The organism is Streptomyces polyasparticus, assembly GCF_014493765.1.
Classification (GTDB): Bacteria; Actinomycetota; Actinomycetes; order Streptomycetales; family Streptomycetaceae; genus Streptomyces; species Streptomyces polyasparticus.
In genome coordinates, this window is record NZ_JACTVJ010000020.1 from 1 (window position 1) to 21054 (window position 21054).

The 21054-nt window shown below is 68.4% G+C and carries 21 protein-coding genes; 10 read left to right on the forward strand and 11 right to left on the reverse strand.

The features are described from left to right. Window positions 1-279: 279 nt before the first annotated feature. Both H9Y04_RS34030 and H9Y04_RS34035 read right to left on the reverse strand, forming a co-directional pair. Entirely contained in the window at window positions 280-693 is a 414-nt protein-coding gene (locus H9Y04_RS34030; RefSeq protein ID WP_187818014.1) for a DNA-binding protein, read from the reverse strand. Then, window positions 675-959 (reverse strand): hypothetical protein, encoded by a 285-nt coding sequence (locus H9Y04_RS34035; RefSeq protein WP_187818015.1) that lies wholly within the window; start codon window positions 957-959, stop codon window positions 675-677. Before H9Y04_RS34035 ends, H9Y04_RS34030 begins: the two co-directional genes overlap by 19 nt. 411 nt (window positions 960-1370) lie before the next feature. Between H9Y04_RS34035 and H9Y04_RS34040 the strand changes: the two genes are divergently transcribed. The 5 genes from H9Y04_RS34040 to H9Y04_RS34060 all read left to right on the forward strand — a co-directional run bounded on the left by H9Y04_RS34040 (window position 1371) and on the right by H9Y04_RS34060 (window position 6257). Further along, window positions 1371-1646, forward strand: coding sequence for a hypothetical protein (locus H9Y04_RS34040; RefSeq protein ID WP_187818016.1), 276 nt, complete (start codon window positions 1371-1373; stop codon window positions 1644-1646). Then, window positions 1643-2050: a PIN domain-containing protein gene (locus H9Y04_RS34045; protein ID WP_187818017.1), complete on the forward strand. Its 408-nt coding sequence runs from the start codon at window positions 1643-1645 to the stop codon at window positions 2048-2050. The genes H9Y04_RS34040 and H9Y04_RS34045 overlap by 4 nt, the downstream gene beginning before the upstream one ends. Window positions 2051-2125: 75 nt before the next feature. Next, window positions 2126-3226, forward strand: coding sequence for a substrate-binding domain-containing protein (locus H9Y04_RS34050; RefSeq protein ID WP_187818018.1), 1101 nt, complete (start codon window positions 2126-2128; stop codon window positions 3224-3226). 176 nt (window positions 3227-3402) lie between these two features. Beyond that, window positions 3403-4410, forward strand: a complete 1008-nt coding sequence (locus H9Y04_RS34055) for a hydroxyacid dehydrogenase (RefSeq protein WP_187818019.1) — start codon at window positions 3403-3405, stop codon at window positions 4408-4410. Continuing rightward, complete coding sequence (locus tag H9Y04_RS34060; protein ID WP_187818020.1) at window positions 4407-6257, forward strand: DUF2264 domain-containing protein; 1851 nt, start codon at window positions 4407-4409, stop codon at window positions 6255-6257. Before H9Y04_RS34055 ends, H9Y04_RS34060 begins: the two co-directional genes overlap by 4 nt. A 94-nt stretch (window positions 6258-6351) precedes the next feature. On the opposite strand, the gene H9Y04_RS34065 is transcribed toward H9Y04_RS34060, so the two are convergent. The 5 genes from H9Y04_RS34065 to H9Y04_RS34080 all read right to left on the reverse strand — a co-directional run bounded on the left by H9Y04_RS34065 (window position 6352) and on the right by H9Y04_RS34080 (window position 11934). After that, window positions 6352-7353, reverse strand: coding sequence for a LacI family DNA-binding transcriptional regulator (locus tag H9Y04_RS34065; RefSeq protein WP_187818021.1), 1002 nt, complete (start codon window positions 7351-7353; stop codon window positions 6352-6354). Window positions 7354-7408: 55 nt separating this feature from the next. After that, window positions 7409-8725 carry a GH1 family beta-glucosidase gene (locus tag H9Y04_RS34070; RefSeq protein WP_308801458.1) on the reverse strand — a complete coding sequence of 439 codons (1317 nt, stop codon included), beginning with the start codon at window positions 8723-8725 and terminating at the stop codon, window positions 7409-7411. Next, window positions 8722-9543, reverse strand: a complete 822-nt coding sequence (locus tag H9Y04_RS34075) for a carbohydrate ABC transporter permease (RefSeq protein ID WP_214661909.1) — start codon at window positions 9541-9543, stop codon at window positions 8722-8724. The genes H9Y04_RS34070 and H9Y04_RS34075 overlap by 4 nt, the downstream gene beginning before the upstream one ends. 2 nt (window positions 9544-9545) lie before the next feature. Next, window positions 9546-10505 carry a carbohydrate ABC transporter permease gene (locus H9Y04_RS46255; protein ID WP_236071818.1) on the reverse strand — a complete coding sequence of 320 codons (960 nt, stop codon included), beginning with the start codon at window positions 10503-10505 and terminating at the stop codon, window positions 9546-9548. Between the two features lie 94 nt (window positions 10506-10599). Next, on the reverse strand, window positions 10600-11934 hold the full coding sequence (locus H9Y04_RS34080; protein WP_214661910.1) for an extracellular solute-binding protein: 1335 nt from the start codon (window positions 11932-11934) through the stop codon (window positions 10600-10602). A 400-nt stretch (window positions 11935-12334) separates the two neighbouring features. Between H9Y04_RS34080 and H9Y04_RS34085 the strand changes: the two genes are divergently transcribed. Continuing rightward, window positions 12335-14536, forward strand: a complete 2202-nt coding sequence (locus H9Y04_RS34085; protein ID WP_308801461.1) for a glycoside hydrolase family 9 protein — start codon at window positions 12335-12337, stop codon at window positions 14534-14536. A 78-nt stretch (window positions 14537-14614) separates the two neighbouring features. Continuing rightward, entirely contained in the window at window positions 14615-15568 is a 954-nt protein-coding gene (locus tag H9Y04_RS34090) for a glycoside hydrolase family 6 protein (RefSeq protein WP_187818024.1), read from the forward strand. A 797-nt stretch (window positions 15569-16365) separates the two neighbouring features. Here the strand turns inward: H9Y04_RS34090 and H9Y04_RS34095 are convergent. From H9Y04_RS34095 to H9Y04_RS34105, 3 genes are all read right to left on the reverse strand, one after another. Beyond that, complete coding sequence (locus H9Y04_RS34095) at window positions 16366-16701, reverse strand: type II toxin-antitoxin system VapC family toxin (protein ID WP_187818192.1); 336 nt, start codon at window positions 16699-16701, stop codon at window positions 16366-16368. 60 nt (window positions 16702-16761) lie between these two features. After that, window positions 16762-16992, reverse strand: coding sequence for a hypothetical protein (locus tag H9Y04_RS34100; RefSeq protein WP_187818025.1), 231 nt, complete (start codon window positions 16990-16992; stop codon window positions 16762-16764). A gap of 108 nt (window positions 16993-17100) precedes the next feature. Further along, complete coding sequence (locus H9Y04_RS34105; RefSeq protein ID WP_187818026.1) at window positions 17101-17568, reverse strand: ATP-binding protein; 468 nt, start codon at window positions 17566-17568, stop codon at window positions 17101-17103. A 54-nt stretch (window positions 17569-17622) separates the two neighbouring features. Here H9Y04_RS34105 and H9Y04_RS34110 point away from each other — a divergent pair, with 54 nt between their 5' ends. Together H9Y04_RS34110 and H9Y04_RS34115 are read left to right on the forward strand one after the other, a co-directional pair. Beyond that, window positions 17623-18414 (forward strand): helix-turn-helix domain-containing protein, encoded by a 792-nt coding sequence (locus tag H9Y04_RS34110; RefSeq protein ID WP_438818190.1) that lies wholly within the window; start codon window positions 17623-17625, stop codon window positions 18412-18414. 10 nt (window positions 18415-18424) lie between these two features. Then, window positions 18425-18805, forward strand: a complete 381-nt coding sequence (locus H9Y04_RS34115) for a DUF397 domain-containing protein (RefSeq protein WP_187818028.1) — start codon at window positions 18425-18427, stop codon at window positions 18803-18805. A gap of 206 nt (window positions 18806-19011) precedes the next feature. On the opposite strand, the gene ychF is transcribed toward H9Y04_RS34115, so the two are convergent. Further along, a complete protein-coding gene (gene ychF, locus H9Y04_RS34120; RefSeq protein WP_187818029.1) occupies window positions 19012-20100 on the reverse strand; it encodes a redox-regulated ATPase YchF in 1089 nt (362 codons plus the stop codon). 158 nt (window positions 20101-20258) lie between these two features. Here ychF and ppgK point away from each other — a divergent pair, with 158 nt between their 5' ends. After that, entirely contained in the window at window positions 20259-21008 is a 750-nt protein-coding gene (ppgK, locus tag H9Y04_RS34125; protein WP_187818030.1) for a polyphosphate--glucose phosphotransferase, read from the forward strand. Window positions 21009-21054 lie beyond the last annotated feature (46 nt).

Below are 21054 nucleotides of genomic sequence, written 5' to 3' on the forward strand. Positions count from 1 at the left end.
ACGTTGGACAGATCGATCGCCGACGGGTAGACAAGCACACGAAGCTCCTGCGCAGCACGGTGGATCTTGGTCGTGACGCCGTCTACCAGGAGCTTGTTTGTGTCGCAGAGCCGACCAACTGGCGGACCACACCCTCAGGTTGGAAAAGGCTCACTCTCGGATCAGCGGCTCGACCGCTCGACCGGGCCAAGAGGGCCACGCCACGACCGCTCAATGCGTTTCAACGCCAAGTCACCACAGCCGCGCTTGATGATGCGGGGTCTCGCGGCCCAAGGGAAATCACACCGCCACGAGCCGGATTCGATCACCACAGAGCTTTGCCATGTCGTCGATATCGGAAGTCAACATGACCACGGGGCGGTGCTGTCGCAGCGCGGCCTCGGCGACGGCCGCATCGATCGCGTACTTGTGTCCGTGCAACCCGGCATTCATCAGCAACTTCGAGGCAGCCCTCGCCTCCTCGTCACCGACCGGGACTACCCGCAGCCCGGAAAGCACCCAGTTCAGGCGGGACTTGTTCGTACGGGCGTGGACGGCCTCGATGATGGCGAGCGCGCTGATCACGACCTCCATACCGCGCGAGCGCGCCTCAGCGATCAGAGCCACCACCTGCTCCTCGTCAGCGAGCAGCTTCGAGAGTCCCTCTCTGTCGAGGACCAGCGTCCCCTCGTGACTCAGCCTGCGGCGGGCCACTCGGCCTCCTCGGCGAACACCTCGTCGAAGACCTGCCGCGCCCGTTGACGAGCCGGCTCGGAAACCGACCCCTTGCGAGTCTCATAGTCCGCCAGGTACTCGTCCAGGACCTGCCCGCGGAGCTCCCGCTCGACCGCCTCGGCGATGAACGCCGAGAACTCCCGCTTGCCCACCCGCGCCCGGATAGCCTCCGCGGTCCCCTCCGGCAACGACAGGCTCACCCGCGTCGCCGGCCCTTCCCCGATGCTGTACGTCGTCTCGGCCATACCCCGATTGTGTCAAACGAGTAGGAAAAGTGCCACGGCCCGGAAGCTGCGCGGAGCCCTGAGTCGCGAAGAAGGCGTACGGACTGATCCGCGTCCCCACCAGCCCCTCGGATCGGACAGCGCAACGCCCTGACCATCCCAGCACGGGAAAAGCAAAGGGCCCGACCCCGAAGAGCCGGACCCTTTCTGACCTGCACGTTTGCCAGATCGGCGACGTGGTGAATGTCAGCCGCTACACGTTGCAGCGGAACTCCACCACGAGGCCCTGACCTGCGATTATGCGGGCACATCCCAGCGCCATCCAGCACGGGAGCCGCGGCAAGAAGGTCCAATGGCGCCGAGACTACGCCGCCGAGCGCGAGATGCGCACTATTCCACCCGATGTAATAGTTCCTGTACTAGACTGACGTCATGAAGTCACCCCGCCCCGGCGGCACGGAGAACATCTCCGTCTCGATGCCCTCGGAACTCCTCGGCGCTCTACGCACGCGCACCGGCAAACGCGGCGTATCCGCCTACGTGACCGCGGCGGTCCGCCACCAGCTCGCCATGGACGGCCTCGCCGAGATCGTGGCCGCCTACGAAGCCGAGCACGAACCGCTGAGCGAGGCCGAGATCCAGGCTGCGCAGCACGAACTGTTCGGTGACGCACCGGCGCCGTACGCGTCCGGCGACAGCGCCGCATGAAGGCACCCGCGGCAAGATCCCTGGTGCTCGACTCCCAGGCACTGTCACTGCTCCTGCGCAACGACCGCCAGATGATCACCCGGATCGAGGCCGCCCGACGCGTCGGCGTGCCCGTCCTCGTGTCGGCCCTGACAGTAGTGGAGACCGTCTACGGAAAGACGGACACCGCCCGGCTGCGCTGGGTGCTCTCCCGCCTTCAGGTCCAGGACGTCACCCAGGCGGACAGCCTCACCGCAGTCCAACTGCTGAGCGACGCCGGCGGTCTGCACGGCCACAAGTACGCCATCGACGCCCTCGTCGCCGCGATGGCACTCCGCTGCCCGGCACCAGTCCTCGTACTGACCTCGGACCGCGACGACTGGTCGAAGTTGTGCGGCGACCGCGTACAGATCAGATCCGTCTGATAAGCCTCGCAGGCGCGCTCGCCGCGCAGCGGGTCGGTCATATGCGCGATCGCGGCTCACGTAGTGAGGGGGAACATGCGGGAATCGGTGGCGAGCCGACGGAAGCGGATGCTGGCCGCTGTGCTGGCGCGCGGCGAAGTCGGCCTGCGGGAGCTCGCCGCCGAACTGGGGGTCTCGACGGTGACCACGCGGCGGGACGCCGAGGCGTTGGCCAGGGCCGGTGCGCTGCGCAGGTCGCACGGAGTGGTGCGTGCCCTGGGAACTCCGGCTGTGCATGCCACAGGGGCGGAGGATGACGTGCCACGTACCGCGCCCGGCGGGTCGGTGGCTCTGGTCGTGCCCGAGTTGCACTCGTATCTCAACGAGGCCATGCACGGAGCTCGTCACGTGCTCGAAGCCGCCGGGCTGCAGGTCGTCGTGTACACCACGCCGCGTGCCGCGGTAGGGACGGAGCAGCCACTGGTGGAATGTGCGCTCGCCGAAGGAACGCGGGGGTTGATCATCGCGCCGCGCTGGCACAGTGCTTCCGCCGAGGATGCCGACGGATCCTGGCTCAACGAGACGGGCGTACCGACGGTGTTGCTTGAGCGCCGACCCGGGCCGGACAGTCCGCTCTACGCTCTGGACTCGGTGTGCTCCGATCACCGGTACGGGATGCAGCTGGCCATCGACCACCTTTTGGCGCTCGGCCATCGGCGCTTGCTGCTCGCGGTCCGGAACGACAGCCCGACCGCGCGCGCCGTGCGCGCCGCGTACAAGAGCCTCGCGTCCACACGCACCGACATCGCGTATGCGGGGCAGATGCTCAGCTCCCCCGACGCCGGTCCGGGCCCGGGTGCGTCCGGTGGTACGCACGATCTCCCCTCGCTGCTTGTGGAGCGGGACGCGACCGCAGTCATCGCGCACAGCGACGCCGATGCCGTGGTCCTCGTACAGCAGCTGATACGGGCGGGAATACGGGTTCCCGAGGATTGTTCCGTGATCGCGTACGACGATGTCGTGGCCTCGCTCGCACAGCCCCCGCTCACAGCCGTCGCGCCCCCGAAGGCCGAAGTGGGGCGTGCAGCCGCGGAGTTGCTGCTGCGGCGGCTTACCGCGCCGGCAGCCGGTCCTGCTCGGCGTGTGGAGCTGTTGCCTGGACTGATCATGCGAGGGTCCACCGCACGGCTCGGGTGAACGGGCGGCGCGGACCTTCGGGTGACCCGGTCGGCCCGGCGCCCTGGCAGTCCGGCGCACTCCGCCCCTGCGCTTGATCGTTTGACCGTTTCCCCTTCGGATCTTCGGCCCATTGACCCATGCCGTGCGCCGACCCACGATTCCCTCACGCCATCAGCAGCCAGGGGAAGACCCGTATGCCCGAAAGACCCTCCGCGGCCTTCGCTCTCTCACCGGGGGCGGCGTCCGCGGTCCTCACGCCCGAGGCCGTCGCCGCGTTCGGCGAGGTCTGCGCGCTCGCGCCGCGACCGCTCCACGATCTCGTCGGCCCAGAAGCCCTGGATGTGTTGCGCACAACCGAGGTGCTGATCACGGGCTGGGGCTGTCCGCCCCTGGCCCCGGCCGCACTCGACGTCGCCCCGCGGCTCAAGGCCGTGGTGCACACGGCCGGTTCGATACGAGGGATCATGACGGAGGCGGCCTGGGAGCGAGGGATCGAAATCACCTCCGCCGCCGCGGCCAATGCGCATCCGGTCGCCGAGTACACCGTCGCGATGATCCTGCTCACGGGCAAACGCGTCCTGGAGACCGCCCGCGACTACCGCACCGCCCGCAGCGCGGTCGACTGGACGCGGGTGGCCACGCACGTCGGCAACTACCGGCGCACGGTCGGCATTCTGTCCGCCTCACTGATCGGCCGCCGGGTGATCGAGCTACTGCGCCCGTACGATCTGCGGCTTCTCCTGCACGACCCCTACGTCACCGCGGAGGACGCCGCCGCGCTCGGAGTCGAACTAGTCGGCCTCGACGAGCTGTTCGCGCGCAGCACCACGGTCAGCGTGCACACACCATTGCTGCCCGAGACCCGCGGTCTCGTCAACGCGGACCTGATCGGTTCGATGCGCCCCGATGCCGTGCTCATCAACACCGCACGCGGCGCCGTAGTCGACCAGGACGCGCTCACCCAGGCGGCGGTCGCCGGGCGTATCCGTGCGGTGCTCGATGTCACCGATCCCGAAGTCCTGCCCCCGGAGCACCCGTTGTGGGACTGTCCGGCCGTCACGATCACCCCGCATCTCGCCGGCTCCCAGGGCAACGAGTGGCAGCGGCTCACCGAGCTTGCCGTGAGTGAGCTGCGGCGCTGGGCAGCGGGTGACGGTTTCGCCCATTCCGTACGACGTGAACGATCGGCCTTTCTCGCATGAGCGCCCTCGACCTGCCTGCGGAGGACCGCAAGCTCAGCCCGCACACCGGCTACACCCGCGCTCACTGGGAGTCGGTGGCCGACACTCTCGTCAACTCCGCCTGGCGGTGGGCCACTCCACGCGGTGCGCTGCTCGATCTGCCGGGCCGGCCCTCGCAGTCGGGGGTGCGGTCGGACGGTCTGGAGGGCTATGCCCGCACGTTCCTGGCGGCAGGGTTCCGGATCGCGGGGTCCCAAGGGGACGATCCACACGGCTGGTTGGAGCGGTACGCCGAGGGACTCGCGGCCGGGACCCGAACCCCGGGGCGGCATGACACCGAGTCCTGGCCCGTCATCCGCGACATTCACATCGCGGGCCAGCCGATGGTGGAGTCCGCTTCGGTGGCTCTCGGGCTGCGGCTGACCCGGCCGTGGCTGTGGGACCGGCTCGACGGAGACGTGCAGGACCGGGCGGAGGAGTGGCTGCGGGGCGCGCTGCGCCGGATTCCCTCGCCCAACAACTGGTATCTCTTCCCGTTCACCGTCGCCGGCTTCCTCGAATCCGTGGGGCGAGGCGACGCCGAGACCGCCCGCGCACGGGAGCGGGCCCTGGAACTCCTGGAGAGTTGGTACCGCGGCCAGGGCTGGTATTCCGACGGCGACGGGCGGGCCTTCGACCAGTACAACGGCTGGGCACTGCACCTGTATCCGAGGCTCGACGCGTATCTCGCGGGCGCGAAACCCGGGGTGTACGGGGAGCGGTTGCGAGAGCATCTGAACGGGCTCGGGCTGCTGTTCGGCGGGGACGGGGCGCCGCTGTACATGGGGCGTTCGCTCACGTATCGCTTCGCCGCCGCGACGGCCGTGGGTCTTGGTGCTCTGACTGGTGACACCCCGTGGAGCCCTGGTACCTCGCGCCGGCTGATCAGCGGTGCGCTGCGCTACTTCCTCGACCGGGGCGCGGTCGACTCCGACGGACTGCTGACCCTCGGTTGGCACGGCCCGCACGAGGCCACGCTGCAGCCGTACTCCGGTCCATCCTCGCCGTATTGGGCCTCGAAGGCGTTCGTCTGCCTGCTCGCGCCCGAGGACGATCCGCTGTGGACGGCGGCCGAGGAGCCGGCGCCGAGCGAGACCGCGGACCGTGTCCTTGCGCTCCCCTCCCCCGGTCTCCTGGTGCATTCCACGCGGGCCGACAAAATTGTGCGGGTCCACAACCACGGCAGTGATCACGTACGACCGGAGGCGGGTGAATCGGCCCAGGACGACGATCCGCTCTACTCCAGGCAGCACTACTCGACTCGCACCGGACCCACGTCCGCCGCGAATGCCGCGGACAATCACTTCGCTGTGGCACTCGACGGCGTGCGCAGCGTCCGCCGCCGTATCCACCCGCTGGGCGCGGGCGGCGGCGAGGGCTGGGGATGGGCCGCCTCGTGGCACCGGCCGGTGTTCTCCGAGGGACCAGCCATGGTGCCCGGACTGAGGGTCGAGTCGGTCACGGTGGCGAAGGGCCCCTACGAACTGCGCGTCCACCGGGTGCTCGGGGCTCCGGACGGCGCGCGGGTGGAGCAGACGGGGTGGGCGGTCGGGGACCGGGACGCGCTGCATTCCGGGTTGTATCCGCTGCACGGCTGGACGGACGGAGACGAGCAACGGGCACCTCAGGGAACGGCGTTCACCCAGTGGGCGTCGATGCCGAGGCTGAGTGCTCCGGCCCGCGGAGAGGTGTACGCCGCCCTGGCCGTCCTTGCCGAATCGGCGCCGCAAGAGCCCCCGGTGGAGAGCACCGACGGGCTGGAGTTCTCGTGGGCGGACGGTGCACGGACTCGGATTTCGTTCGCGCCGCTGTCCGTCACACACGGGTGAGCGCCCTGTGCATCACTCGCAGACGAGAAAGGGGGCGGACCGTCAACGGCCCGCCCCCGAGGGCGCTACCAGCCCTCAGTCCACGACCCGGACCTCATGCCGACTCCCGCACCACCAGCTCCGTGGGCAGAATCAGCGGAGTCGGCCGCTCCCCCGCGATCAGCCGCACCAGCATCCGGGTCATCTCGCGGCCGAGCGCCTCTATCGGCTGGCGGACCGTGGTGAGCGCCGGCTGGGTGTGCCGAGCGGTGACCACGTCGTTGAAACCGACCACCGCGATATCGCCCGGCACGGAGTGCCCGCGCTCGCGCAGCACCCCGAGGGCGCCGGACGCCATGGCGTCCGAGGCCACGAACACGGCGTCGACGTCCGGGTGTGTGTCGAGGAGTTCGGTCATCGCCTCCGCGCCGCTCGCCTCGCTGAAGTCGCCGTACGCGACCCGTCCGGCTCCTAGCCCGGCGAGCGCGATCGCCTCGCGGTAGCCGAGGTAGCGGCAGGCACCCACGTTCTGGTCCTGTGGTCCGGCGATCGTGGCGATGCGCTCGCGGCCGGTGGAGATCAGGTACTCCACGGCCGCGCGCGCTCCGCCCCGGTTGTCGGCGTCCACGTACCACTGCGGTGGTCCCTCCAGCGGCCGGCCGCCGTGCACGACGGGGACCTGTCCGTCCTCGGCGATCTTGACGAGGGGGTCGTTCTCGCGCAGCGCCATCAACATCACGCCGTCGGCGCCCCGGGACTGCAGGATCTTGGTGAGGCGGGCGCGGCCGCGTTCGGAGGCGGCGAGTACCAGGAGGAGTTCGAGGTCGGTCTCCTCGATCACCGCGTTGACCCCGGTGATCACTTCGGCGAAGAACTGGTTGGCGAACAGTGCCGGATCGTCGCTGGAGATCGCCAGGACCACCGCGCCACGGCGGGCCGTGGCCAGCGAACGGGCCGCCGCGCTGGGCACGTAGCCCAGTTCGCCGATGGCCTTCTCGACGGCGGCGCGCGCCTTGCCGCTGACATGCTGGGCGTTGTTGATCACGCGCGAGACGGTGCCTCGGGACACTCCGGCGCGCTCGGCCACCTCGTCCAAGGTGGGCTGCCGACTGCTCATCCCCATGTCCCCTCCGCCGCCGACCATCCGCCCAGGCTACCCATCCCGTGAGCGCTCACAGTCCGCCCCGTCCGATGACCTCGGCATACCAGCGCGCGCTGTCCTTGAGGGTGCGCTGCTGCGTGGCGTAGTCGACATGGACGATCCCGAAGCGCTGCGCGTAGCCGTAGGCCCATTCGAAGTTGTCGAGCAGCGACCAGACGAAGTAGCCGTGCAGCGGCACCCCGCGCCCGATGGCTTCGGAGCAGGCCCGTAGATGTCCGTCGAGGTAGTCGATCCGTCCGGTGTCGTGGATCTCCTCCGGGAACGCGGCGCCGTTCTCGGTGATGTACAGCGACGGCAGCGGGTAGTCGCGGTCGAGCCGGGTGAGCAGCTGCAGGAGCCCGTCCGGGTCGATCTCCCAGCCGATGCCGGTGCGCGGCCGGCCGCCGTCCTTCATCGCGATGTGCTCGGATCCGGGGTAGGCCGTGGGCCCTGCACCGCCCTGGGAGACCAGCATGGGGCTGTAGTAGTTCACGCCGAGGAAGGCCGGCGGTGCCGCGATGGTCTTGAGGTCGTCGCGTTGCACGAAGGAGAAGTCGGTGATCTCCGCCAGATCGGCGATCACATCGCTCGGGTACTCGCCGCGCAGCACCGGGTCGAGGAACAGCCGGTTCTGCATGCCGTCGATACGGCGGGCCGCATCGTGATCGTCCGGGGTGTACGGCGAGACGTGGCTGAGGTTGAGCGTGATCCCCACCCGGGCATCGGGCATGGCCGCTGCGGCGAGACCGTGCCCGAGCAGCAGATGGTGCGCGGCGCGGACGGCCGCGGCGGGCTCGGTGCGGCCCGGGGCGTGGCGGCCGGTGGCATAGCCGAGGAAGGCCGAGCACCAGGGCTCGTTGAGGGTGGTCCAGTGGCTGATCCGGTCGCCGAGCGCCTCGTGCACGACGGCCGCGTATTCGGCGAAGCGCAGGGCGGTGTCGCGCTCGGGCCAGCCGCCCGCCTCCTCCAGGGGCTGCGGCAGGTCCCAGTGGTAGAGCGTCGGCCAGGGCTCGATGCCGGCTTCGAGCAGGCCATCGGCGAGGCGTCGGTAGAAGTCGAGGCCGCGCTGTTCGATACGCCCGGAGCCGTCCGGCTGGATGCGTGGCCAGGCGATCGAGAAGCGGTACGCGCCCAGGCCGAGGTCCTTCATGAGGGCGATGTCTTCGGGGTAGCGGTGGTAGTGGTCGGCGGCCACCGCTCCGGTGTCCGCGCCGTCGACCTTGCCGGGCGTCGCGCTGAACGTGTCCCAGATCGAGGCTCCGCGACCGTCCTCCTCCGCCGCGCCTTCTATCTGGTACGAGGACGTCGCGGCGCCCCATACGAAGCTGTTGTCGAACGTGTGCTTCACGCCTTGACCGCCCCTTCCATGATGCCGCCGATGATCTGTTTGCCGAATGCGATGAAGACGAAGGTGAGCGGGACGATGGCCACCAGTGCGCCGGTGAACATCAGCGTGTAGTCCGTGTAGTACGTCGTGGACAGCTGGCTCAGTGAAAACTGCACGGTCGGGTTGTCGGCCTCGAGCACCGCGAGCGGCCAGAGGAATTCGTTCCAAGTACCCATGAAAGTGAACAAGCCGAGCACGGCCGCTCCGGGGCGCAGGGCAGGAAGGACGACGGTCCAATAGATACGGAATGTCGAAGCGCCGTCGACGCGGGCCGCCTCGATGAGTTCGTCCGGGACTGCACGCTCCGCGTACTGGCGCATCAGGAAGACACCGAACGCGGAGACGAGGAAGGGGACGATGACCGCTTCCAGTCTGTTCTGCCAGCCCAGCTCCACCATGATCATGTAGAGCGGGATGATCCCCATCTGCACCGGAATCATCATCGTGGCGAGGATGACGAACAGCAGGGCGCCCCGCCCGCGGAACTTCAACTTGGCGAAGGCGAAGCCGGCCAGGGTGGAGAAGAAGACCACGGCCACCGTGACCGTGACCGACGCGATGGCCGAGTTGACCATGCCGGTGAGGAAGTTGGCCTCGTCGGCGTCGAAGAGCCGGCCGAGGTTATCGCCGAAGTTGCCGCCCGGGAGCAGTGGGGGCGGCCAGTCGCCGACCACGTCGTTGGAGCGGGTGGCGACCACGAAGAGCCAGTACAGCGGGAAGGCCGAGAAGGCGATGGCCAGCAACAAGGTGGCGTAGACGAGAGGTTGGGATCGGCGCACGGCTAGCCCCTCTTTCGCGTGATGAGGAAGTTGACCGCGGTGAGGAGCATGATGACCAGGAAGATCATCCAGGCGACGGCCGAGCCGTAGCCGTAGTCGAAGTCGCGGAACGCCTTCTCGAACATGTACATCGCCACGGTCTGGAACTGCCGCAGACTGCCGCCGGAGATCGCGTAGGCGCCCTGGCCGAACATCAGCGGTTCGGTGAAGAGCTGCATGCCGGCGATGGTGGAGACGATCAGCGTGAAGATCACGGCGGGGCGGATCATGGGCACGGTGATCGACCGGAACTGACGCAGCCAGCCGGCCCCGTCGATGCGCGCGGCCTCGTACAGCTCGCGCGGGATGGACTGCATCGCGGCGAGGTAGATGATCGCGTTGTAGCCGGTCCAGCGCCAGTTGACCATGCTGGAGATGGCGATCCAGGAGGACCATTTGTCGGCCCGCCAGTCGATGGGCTCGATGCCGAACAGGCCGATGAGACCGTTGGCCATGCCGACGTCGCGGTCGTAGATCTGGCTGAAGACGATGCCGACGGCGGCGACCGAGGTGACGATCGGGATGAGCACGCCCATCCGCAGGAAGGTCGCTCCGCGCAGGCTCTGGTTGAGGAGGGCGGCGAGCGCGAGCGCGATGACCAGCTGCGGAACGGTGGCGAGGACCAGCATGCCGAGGGTGTTGACGAGCGCGTTCCAGAAGTCGGCGTCGGCGAAGAGCGCGGTGTAGTTGGCCAGGCCCACGAACTCGCCCTTGCCGGCGATCTCCCAGTCATGCATCGAGACCCAGGCCGTATAGACCAGCGGGTAGATGCCGAAGACGGCGAAGATCACGAAGAACGGGGCGATGAAGAGGTAGGGGGACCAACGGGTGTCGATACGGGAGAGCAGCCGCCCGCGTGGCGGGGCGGGCTCAGGGTGCAGGTCGGCCGTGGGCGGCCGGGACTTGGTGAGGTGGAGCGCCAAGGTCTTTCCTTACGAGGTCGGGCGGGACCGGCAGGGAGGGGGGCGGGGCACGGCGCGGTCAGGTGCGCCGCGCCCCGGGTCCATGCGGGGTAGGTCAGCGTGCGACGCTCTTCGCGTCGTCCACGGCCTTGTCCCATGCCTCGTCCGGCTTCAACTTGCCCTGCTCCACGGCGATCAGAGCCTGGCCCACCCGGTCGTTGATCGGGGTGTTCTCCGGGCCGAGATAGACCGGCTTGAGCCCCTTGACGCTCTCGCCGAAGATCTTGCCGACGGGCGCGTTGTTGAAGTACGGGTTGGTGAAGGACTGCACCGCAGGGTCGTCGATGGCCTTGAGCGCGCTCGGGAAGTTGCTCTTCGCCTTGAACGCGGAGGTCTGCCCCTTGGCGTCGGTCAGGAACTTCGCCAGTTCGGCGGCTTCCTTCTGATGCTTGCTCTGCTTGGGTACCGCGAGGAAGGAACCGCCGCGCACCGCGCCGTTGCCGGGGACCTTGGCGACGTCCCACTTGCCGGCGTTCTCCGGTCCGGCCTGCTTCTCGATGGTGCCGAGCATCCAGGAGGGGCAGGGGATGGTGGCGAAGGTGCCCTTCTTGAAGCCGGCGTTCCACTGCGGGCTCCACGCCGTGATCTCACCGGACAGACCGGCGTCGATCATCTCGACCGTCTGGTCCCAGGCGGACTTCACGGCCGGGTTGCTGTCGATGACCAGCTTGTTGTCGGTGTCGTAGTACGTGTGGTCGCCCTGCTGCATCAGGATGTTCTGGTAGACCATGCCGGCCGAGTCGAAGAAGGCCGCTCCGGTCTTGGCCTTGGTGAACTTCTCGCCTGTGGCGAGGAAGTCGTCCCAGGTCGGCCAGAGCTTGCCCACCTCCTCCCGGTCGGTGGGCAGTCCGGCCTTCTTGAACAGGTCGGTGCGGTAGCACATGCCCTGGGCGCCGACGTCCGTGCCGAGGCCGATCAGGTGCTTTCCGTCGGCGGAGAGGGCCTGCTTCCACTTCCAGTCGAGGAACTCGCCCTCCATGTCCCCCGCGCCGTGGTCGAGGAGATTCACGAACTGGTCCGGCTTGTCGATGAACTTGGAGATCACGCCCTCTTCGAGCGCGACGATGTCACCGGCCCCGCTGCCGGAGGCCATCCACTGCTGGAGCTTCGGCAGATAGTCGCCGAACTGGGCGATGTTCTCTTCCTTGATCTCGATCCCGGGGTGGGCGGCCTCGTACTCCTTGTACAGGTCCTCATAGCCGAACTGCGCGAAGGTCTTGACGACCAGGGTGGTCTTGCCGGAGCCGGACTCGTCGCCTTCGCCGCCGCCGCAGGCGGCGGTGGCCATGAGTGCGCCGGCCAGGGCGACGGCGGCGAGCGGGCGCAGGCGGCGGGCGGACATGCGGCGCACCGGCCGTGCCGATCTGCGGCGTATCAGTCGTGCGGACATACGGAATCCTCCATTGTGCGAGCACAGAACCGGGAGCGGTAACACTGCGATTGCACGACCCCGGGTAGCGCGTCCCAACCATTGAGCTGCGTTGACGCCGCGGCTCCAGCCGGTGTCCAGATCTACTCCCTGCCTTCGTCCAGCGAAAACTGGGAGCGGTAACAGTCGGGGACTGTAGACGGTCGGCGAGTGCGTGGGAAGAGGTGGCGCAGGCGCAGATCCGCGAAGCCCCAGTTCTGCCGGACCCGTTGACATGGCCCGCAGTCGCCAGCACGATTCCGGGCTGACGCCGCGGTGAGCCGGGATCCCTGAGTTGAGAGGGCCCGGTGTGACCGTTCCCCCTGCTGTTCCTGCCAGCGCCACGACTGGCAACGCATTGCCCCTGACGAGACGGCTGGCCGTGCTCGGCCTGCCCCTCGCCCTGGTGCTCGGCTTCGCCCCGTCCGCGGGCGGCGTCGAGGCCGTCGCCTACGAGCGGGTGCTCAACGGCACCTTCGACAACGGCCTCAAGTCCCCGTGGTGGAGCAGCGGCAACGCACCGTCCAAGGTGGTCGAGGGCCGCCTGTGCGCCGACATCCCGGCCGGCACCACCAACCCCTGGGACTCGGTGATCGCCCAGAACGACATCCCCTTGGAGGCCGGACAGCCTTACACCCTGCGCTTCTCCGCATCCGCCTCACGTGCGGTGACGGTCCGCGCCGAACTGGCCCTCTCCGACGCCCCGTACACCACGAGCGTCAACAAGCCGGTGGCCCTGACCGCCGAACCGAAAACCTTCGAGGTCACAGGCGCGGCCAAGACCACCGGGATCCATCACCGGGTAGCACTCCAGGCCGGCGGAACAGGTGCCGCGTACACCCTGTGCGTGGACGATGTGTCACTCACCGGCGGTGTGGTCCCGCCGGGCGGAAACCGGGACTTCGGGCCGCCGGTACGCGTCAACCAGCACGGCTACCCGGTGGCCGGGATCAAGCGCGCGACGATATCCGACCCGTCGAAGACGCCCGTCGACTGGCAGCTGCGCGATGCCGACGGCGAGACGGTGGCCTCGGGGCGGACCACGGTGCATGGCGCGGACGCGATGTCCGGCGACCACGTCCATATCGCCGATTTCTCCTCCGTACGCAAGATTGGGAGCGGTTACACGCTCGCGGTCGGCGACGAGATGAGTCTCCCCTTCGACATCGCGAAGGACCCGTACGACCAGCTGCGCCGTGACTCCCTCGCGTACTTCTTCCACAACCGCAGCGGAATCGAGATCGGCGCCGAGTACGTCGGCGAGGCCCATGCACGCCCCGCCGGACACCTGGGCGTCGCGCCCAACACCGGCGACACCTCGGCCCCCTGCCTGCCCGGCACCTGCGACTACTCCCTTGATGTACGCGGCGGTTGGTACGACGCGGGCGACCACGGCAAGTACGTGGTGAACGGTGCCCTTGCCGCCTGGCAGCTCACTGACCTCTACGAGCGTTCGCTCCACAAGCTCGACATCGAGGGCTTGCGCGACGGGCTCCTGAGCATCCCCGAGCAGGACAATCGCATTCCCGATGTGCTCGACGAGGCCCGCTGGGAGATGGAGTTCCTGCTGCGGATGCAGGTCCCGGAAGGGAAGCCGCTGGCCGGCATGGCGCATCACAAGATCCATGACGCGGCGTGGACGGCACACCCGATGCTGCCGCACAAGGATCCGCAGCCCCGCTACCTGCACCCGCCGTCCACGGCCGCGACCCTGAATCTGGCCGCGTCGGCAGCCCAGTGCGCGCGTGTCTGGCGCCCGTTGGACCGCGCCTTCGCCGACCGTTGTCGGAGCGCCGCGGAGACCGCCTGGCAGGCGGCACTCGCACACCCCGACCGCTATGCCCCCGACGGCGGTGTCGGAGGCGGCCCGTATGACGACACCAAGGTGAGCGACGAGTTCTCCTGGGCGGCTGCCGAGCTGTTCGCGACCACCGGCAAGCGGACCTATCTGGGCCATGTGGACACCGAGTTGACCACCGGGGGCTTCTCCTGGAAGGAGACCGGTGCGCTGGCTGACCTGGTCATCGTCCGCCACCCGCTCCGCTTCCCGCTCGACCGCGTCCTGGCGGCCCGCAGCCGTGTGATCGAGGTGGCCGACCGCCATGTCCGCGACATGAAGGCCCAGGGCTACCCGAATCCGTCGCTCCCCTCCGACGGCCGCTATGCGTGGGGTTCCAGCAGTTCCACCGCCAACTCGGCGATGGTCATCGCCATGGCGTACGACCTCACGCATCGCGACACCTACCGCGCCGCCGCCCTCGAATCGATGGACTATCTCCTCGGCCGCAACGCGCTGAGTCAGTCCTACATCAGCGGCTACGGCGAGCGGGCCAGCCACAACCAGCACCACCGGCACTGGGCCCACCAGGTCGACCCCAAGCTCCCGAGCCCGCCCGCCGGTTCGCTGGCCGGAGGCCCCAACTCGGGACTGGAGGACCCGGTCGCCCAGCAGAACCTGCCGGGCTGCGCGCCTGCCACCTGCTACATCGACGACCTCGGTTCCTGGTCGACGAACGAGGTGGCGATCAACTGGAACTCGGCCCTGGCATGGATCTCGGCGTTCGCGGACGACGAGACCGGCTGACTCGCCCGGGCATGAGGGCTCGCCCCGCACGCGGGGAAAGTCCGCTCCGTTTCGTATGCACAGCGAAAGGAGATCCACATGCAGGTGCATTGGAGGAGCCGCCTCCTGACCGCCCTGGCCGCGGCGGCGGCGCTGCTCATCGGTACGTCACCGCCCGCAACAGCGGCCAGCCCCATCGATCTGACCAGTGGTTTCTACGTCAATCCAAACTCCACCCCGGCCGTCTGGGCGCGCGACAACGCGGGCGACAGCCGGGCCGCCCGCATCCAGTCCGCCATCGCCTCGAAGCCGATCGCCCGCTGGTTCGGCGAAGGGAGCAGCGCGTCGTCGATCGCGAGTTATGCGGGCGCGGCCGACGGACAGGACAAGCTGCCGGTCCTCGTGGCATACAACCTGCCGGGCCGTGACGCCTGCGGTGGCCACTCCGGCGGAGGCGCGGGCAGCGTCGGCGCGTACCGTACCTGGATCGCGAGTTTCGCCGCGGCCATCGGCACCAAGCCGGCAGTGGTGGTCATAGAGCCGGACGCTCTCGGCGATTTCGAGTGCATGACCCAGGCACAGATAGACGAACGGCTCGGCATGCTCCGCTATGCCACGGAGAAGTTCCGGGAGAAGGCACCGAACACCTACGCCTATCTGGACGGCGGCAACGCGGGCTGGGTCGCGGCGGGCACTATGGCCGGCCGTCTGGACGCAGCGGGCATCCGCAACGTCCGCGGCTTCTCCGTCAACGTGTCGAACTACTACACCACCTCCGCGTCCGCTTCCTATGCGAGGTCGGTCGTCTCCTCGCTCGGCTACGACGCGAAGTTCGTGATCGACACCAGCCGCAACGGCAACGGGTCGAACGGCCAGTGGTGCAATCCGGCCGGCCGCAAGCTCGGCGTCCCGGCCCAAGTGGGCGGCGGCGCGGAGCTGTTGCTCTGGGTGAAGACTCCCGGTAACTCCGACGGCGAGTGCGGTATCGCGCCGACGATCCCAGCCGGAACCTTCAGTCCGGCGCTGGCCATTCGGCTGATCGACGGTACGTAACCGGCGGGTGCGGCACCTGCGCCCAGGTGCCGCACCTCTGCCCTGTCCCGCATATTCCCCCCCCGCCCATCAAGGCCACGCGGGAAGACTGCAGCGGCTCCCCGGTGACCGAAACCGGGGAGCCGTGAAGGATCCGTGCAGATGGATTCTCTCCCGGCTCACCCGTTGCACCGGTCACTGCACTGAGCCTTTTCCAACCTGATGGGTGGTCCGTCAGTTGGTCGGCTCCCCGGTCGATCTGGATCTGACCGCGTGCGCCCGCGACGCCCGCGTGACGGATCCCCGGGACACCGATCGCCATCGCTGTCACATCGCCGGGCCAATGGTCCGCACGGACATCTGCGTGAGCCCGCGGGAAGCCCGCTGGTGGCGACGACGGCGCCGATCCGTACACCACGCCAGGCGGTTGTCACGCCGTCAGGCGACAGCCCGGCACCGCCGCATACGGCCGCGGCAATAGGACGGCCGACCGATGGACGTCGGCTATACCGCGCCGCCGTCAGCACCGCCCGACCCGGCCCGTTCCTCACGTAGATCGGGAAGCTCTTCTGCACCGACATACAGTCGCCCCCACGGGCTCGCCACCGGCACCCGCCGTGACCTGTGAACATGCCGGAAGCGGGGCGTCGTTGGGGCGTCGCGTCCAAGGACGACACCGGAAGCGACAGGGGAAACGACGGGGCGAATGCCAACCAACATGTCCACCGGCTCGGCGTTGGCTCGGCACCGGCTCGCTGCCGCCGTGACCTGTGCCTATCGGTGACCACGGCCGCGGTCACGGCCAACGTGGATGCCGCTCACGGCAGCAGCGTGAATGCCGGGACATGGGACGGCGTGATCGCCCGGAAATGCCGGTGGTCCAAGGTGGCCACCTCGGTCGCCTTCAGCCGCTCAGCCGTCGCAATCACCGAGGCATCCGCGATCCCCAGCGGGAATCCCCGATAGCGCCGCACCAGCTCCGCGATCCGCGCCATGTCCTGGCCGTCGGGAAACACCTGCCTCAGATCACCGCCGGCGACGGACTCGATCAGATTGACCTCCGCGTCGGCCCCGACGTACTTCCCCACCAGATAGCAGCACTCGGTCAGCACATACGGAGTGACGAGCAGCTCACCGTCGTACGACTCCAGCAGATCGGCGCAGCGTTCGTGATCCGGATCGTTGCGGCCCGGAAGGCGACCAGCGGTCCGGTGTCAACGATCAGCATCGGTCTCAGCTTCGGCCTCGCCGATTTCGTCCCGGACGATGTCCTTCGCCCGGACCCCCAGATCGGTCGGCGGGCCGTCGAAGCTGCGCAGTATCCGGAACCGGCTCGGCGAGGGCTCTACCAGGCGCAGCGCGTGCTGGCGTACCTCTTCGGCCTGCTCCGGCTCCAGGCGGTCGATGAGCTCGTGCAGATCGCTGTAGTCGTGCGCCGACGTCATGGCCCTGCCCCTTCCAACACCGCCGCTGAGCGGGCACACCGGCTGTGCGCGGTTGCGGTGGCGGTGTGCTCGCACAGCTCGACCGGCCCAGGCAGGAGCCGGCCCGCGTCAGGCACGCCCACCCCGTCGGCCCGCATCCCCGCACTCGGCCCACAGCAGCTTCCCGCCCTGCCCGCCCTGCAACGCGTGCGCGCCCCAGTCGTCCGCGTAGGCCCGTACGAGGAACAGCCCGCGCCCGCTCTCCGCGCCCACATCCGCGCGCGGCCCGCCCCGCTCGAACCCGGCGGGAATCACCGGGTCACCGTCCCACACCGCCACACGAACCCGCCCCCGATCGGCGCCCCCGGGTCCCAGACGCAGGGCATACGGCCCGGCGGTGTGCAGGTGCGCGTTGGTCAGCAGCTCCGAGCCCAACAGCTGGGCGTCCGCGACGAGTTCGGCTCGGCCGTGCGCCTCGAGAACCATGCGGAGCAGGGCGCGGGCGATGCCAGGAGCGCGGGGATCGTGCGGGAGCTGGAGGGTGTACGTACCCGGTAACCAGGCGGAGTAAGGCGGATGCGGGGATACGGTGGTCATGGAAGTCTCCGTTCGTGCAGGCGAGTTGGATGTCAGCCGAGCGGATCGCGGAAACTGCGCGAGCGCGCGGGCTTGTCGTCAACAGAGGCCGCACAGAGCCTCGGCATCAAGCAGAACCAGGTCAGCAATATCGAGGCCGGGCGGCACGGAGTGAGCCCGGAGCGCGTGCGCACCATGGCCTGCCGTTACGAATGCTCGGACGAAGCACTCATCCACGCACTGGCAGAGATGGCCAACGGACGTACGCGCGGCTGGTGGGAGGAGTACCGCGAGCTGCTGCCTGACAGCATGCTCGACCTCGCCGAGGTTGAGCACCACTCGAAGCGCCTAGCGGCGGGGATCACCGCGCACATCCCCGGGCTCCTACAAATCCACGACCACGCCCGTGAAGTCTTCCGCCAAGTCGTCCCGGACCTGTCACCCCCCGAGGTGGAGCACCGGCTCTCGTTCCGCATCAAGCGGCAAGCCGTGCTCTTCGACGAACAGCCGGTCCCGTATCAGGCGATCATTCACGAGGCAGCGCTGCGTATGCAGTTCGGCGGGATTGCCGTCACCAAACGCCAGTTGCAGCACATCCTGGAAATCAGCGAGCAAGACCACATCCAGGTGCGAGTGATCCCGTTCTCGGCGGGCGCCTATCCCGGATCCGGGCAGTCGATCCTCTACGCCGAAGGACCGGTGCCCCAGCTCGACACCGTGCACCTCGATCAATCACATGGTTCCGCTCTCATCTCCGCAGAGGCCCAACTCGCCAAGTACCGCCTGCTCATGGCCCGCATGCAGGACAGGACCTTGCCGCCCAGCGATTCGCGGGACCTGATCCTGTCCATCGTCCACGACCTGTGAAGGAGCCGAAGTGCCCACCCACCACTGGCAGAAGTCGTCCTACTGCGGCGAAGGCGAAGCGTGCCTGCACGTCGCCGCGACACCGGACCACGTCCACCTGACCGAATCCGCAGATCCCCACGAGACCATAGTCACCACCACCCCCGACGCCTTCGCCGCACTCCTCACCACACTGAAGCAGGACGCCACCGCCCACGCCAGCCACGGCCCCGGGATTGAAATCACCTACGGTGATGGAGAGTTGGTTTCCTTGCGCGAGACCTCAACCCCGGACACCGTCGTCACCACGACACGCAAGAAGTGGGACGCCTTCGCACTCGGCATCCAGGCCGGAGAGTTCGACCACTTCACCCAAGGCACGCAGACCGCCAACACAACACGCCCCAACTGACTCGCCATTCAGCCCCACACAGCCACAATCCAGCCGCAACAGAGAGAACGACGCACAACGACGGGTGACTACAGATGATGACGACCCGTCAGTTCATCCAGCCACCATCCAGCCACGGATACGCGAACGGGGCCGACCCGAAACCGGGCCGACCCCACCTGACCTGCGAACTTGACTAGTTCACCGGATCCGAGCTATCGCGCGACCTAGACGTTGAAGCGGAACTCCACCACATCGCCGTCCTGCATCACATACTCCTTGCCCTCCATACGGGCCTTGCCCTTGGCGCGGGCCTCCGCGACCGAGCCCATCTCGACCAGGTCGGCGAAGGAGATGACCTCGGCCTTGATGAAGCCCTTCTGGAAGTCCGTGTGGATGACGCCGGCCGCCTCGGGGGCCGTGGCGCCCTTCTTGATGGTCCAGGCGCGGGATTCCTTCGGTCCTGCCGTCAGGTAGGTCTGCAGGCCGAGGGTGTCGAAGCCGACGCGGGCGAGGGTGGCGAGGCCGGGCTCCTCGGCGCCGACGGACTGGAGGAGTTCGAGGGCGTCCTCGGCGTCCAGTTCCGCGAGGTCCGCCTCCAGCTTGGCGTTCAGGAAGATCGCCTCCGCCGGGGCGACAAGGGCGCGCTGCTCGGCCTTGAAGGTGTCGTCCGTGAGCTCGTCCTCGTCGACGTTGAAGACGTAGAGGAAGGGCTTGGTGGTCAGGAGGTGGAGGTCGTGCAGGAGCTCCGCCTTCTCCGAGCCCTGGACGATGCCCTGCGAGAAGAGGGTGTCGCCCTTCTCGAGGATCTCCTTCGCCGCCTCGACGGCCGCGACCTTGGGCCCGATGTCCTTCTTGATGCGCGACTCCTTCTGGAGGCGCGGCAGGACCTTCTCGATGGTCTGGAGGTCGGCGAGGATCAGCTCGGTGTTGATCGTCTCGATGTCGTCCTTGGGCGAGACCTTGCCGTCGACGTGCACGACGTTCTCGTCCTTGAAGGCGCGGATGACCTGGCAGATCGCGTCCGATTCGCGGATGTTCGCCAGGAACTTGTTGCCCAGGCCCTCACCCTCGGAGGCGCCGCGCACGATGCCCGCGATGTCCACGAAGTCCACCGTCGCCGGCAGGATCTTCTGCGAGCCGAAGATCTCCGCGAGCTTGGTGAGGCGCTCGTCGGGGACGCCGACCACGCCGACGTTGGGCTCGATCGTCGCGAACGGGTAGTTGGCCGCGAGGACGTCGTTCTTGGTCAGGGCGTTGAAGAGGGTCGACTTGCCGACGTTGGGCAGACCGACGATTCCGATCGTGAGCGACACGTTTGACCGACTTCCCGTACGTACGTGAGTGAGGGCTTTCAAGGAGTGGTGGCAGCCCTCTCGGGCGGGCCGACACACAAGTTTAGGGCCGCGCGGGGGCGCCTGCGGCCCGGGCCGTTCGGGGCGTGACGGTCAGTGGTCCGACGTAACGTAGAGGAATGGAGATCTTCGGCGTGGACATCGGCGGGTCCGGGATCAAGGGCGCTCCTGTGGACCTCGAGCGCGGTGACCTGGCGCAGCCCCGGCACAAGGTGCTGACCCCGCATCCGGCGACGCCCGACGCGGTGGCCGGCTGCGTCAAGGAGGTCGTCGAGCATTTCGGCTGGTCGGGCCCGGTCGGCGTGACCTTCCCCGGGGTCGTCACGGGCGGCTCCACGATCCGTACGGCCGCCAATGTCGACAAGGGCTGGATCGATGTGGACGCGCGCTCGCTCCTGGGCGAGGCCACCGGCGGGCTGCCGGTGACCGTGCTCAATGACGCGGACGCGGCCGGTCTCGCGGAGATGCGGGTCGGGGCAGGCAAGGGCCGCGGCGGGACGGTGATGATGCTGACGTTCGGTACGGGGATCGGCAGCGCGCTCTTCGTCGACGGCCGCCTCGTGCCGAACACGGAGCTGGGGCATCTGGAGCTGCACGGGCACGACGCCGAGAAGCGGGCCTCCACCAAGGCGCGCGACGACGAGCAGCTGACCTGGGAGCACTGGGCCCGGCGGGTGCAGAAGTATCTGGCGCATCTGGAGATGCTGTTCTCGCCGGAGCTGTTCATCATCGGCGGCGGTGTGAGCCGTAAGTCCGCGAAGTTCCTGCCGTTGATCGAGGGCATCAAGGCGGAGCTGGTACCGGCCGAGCTGCTCAACAATGCGGGGATCGTCGGGGCCGCGATGGCCGCGCACGAGGAGCACCCCTAGGCGGTACGGGGCCCGCTCCCGGTCAAGCCGCGCCCAAAAGCGCGTG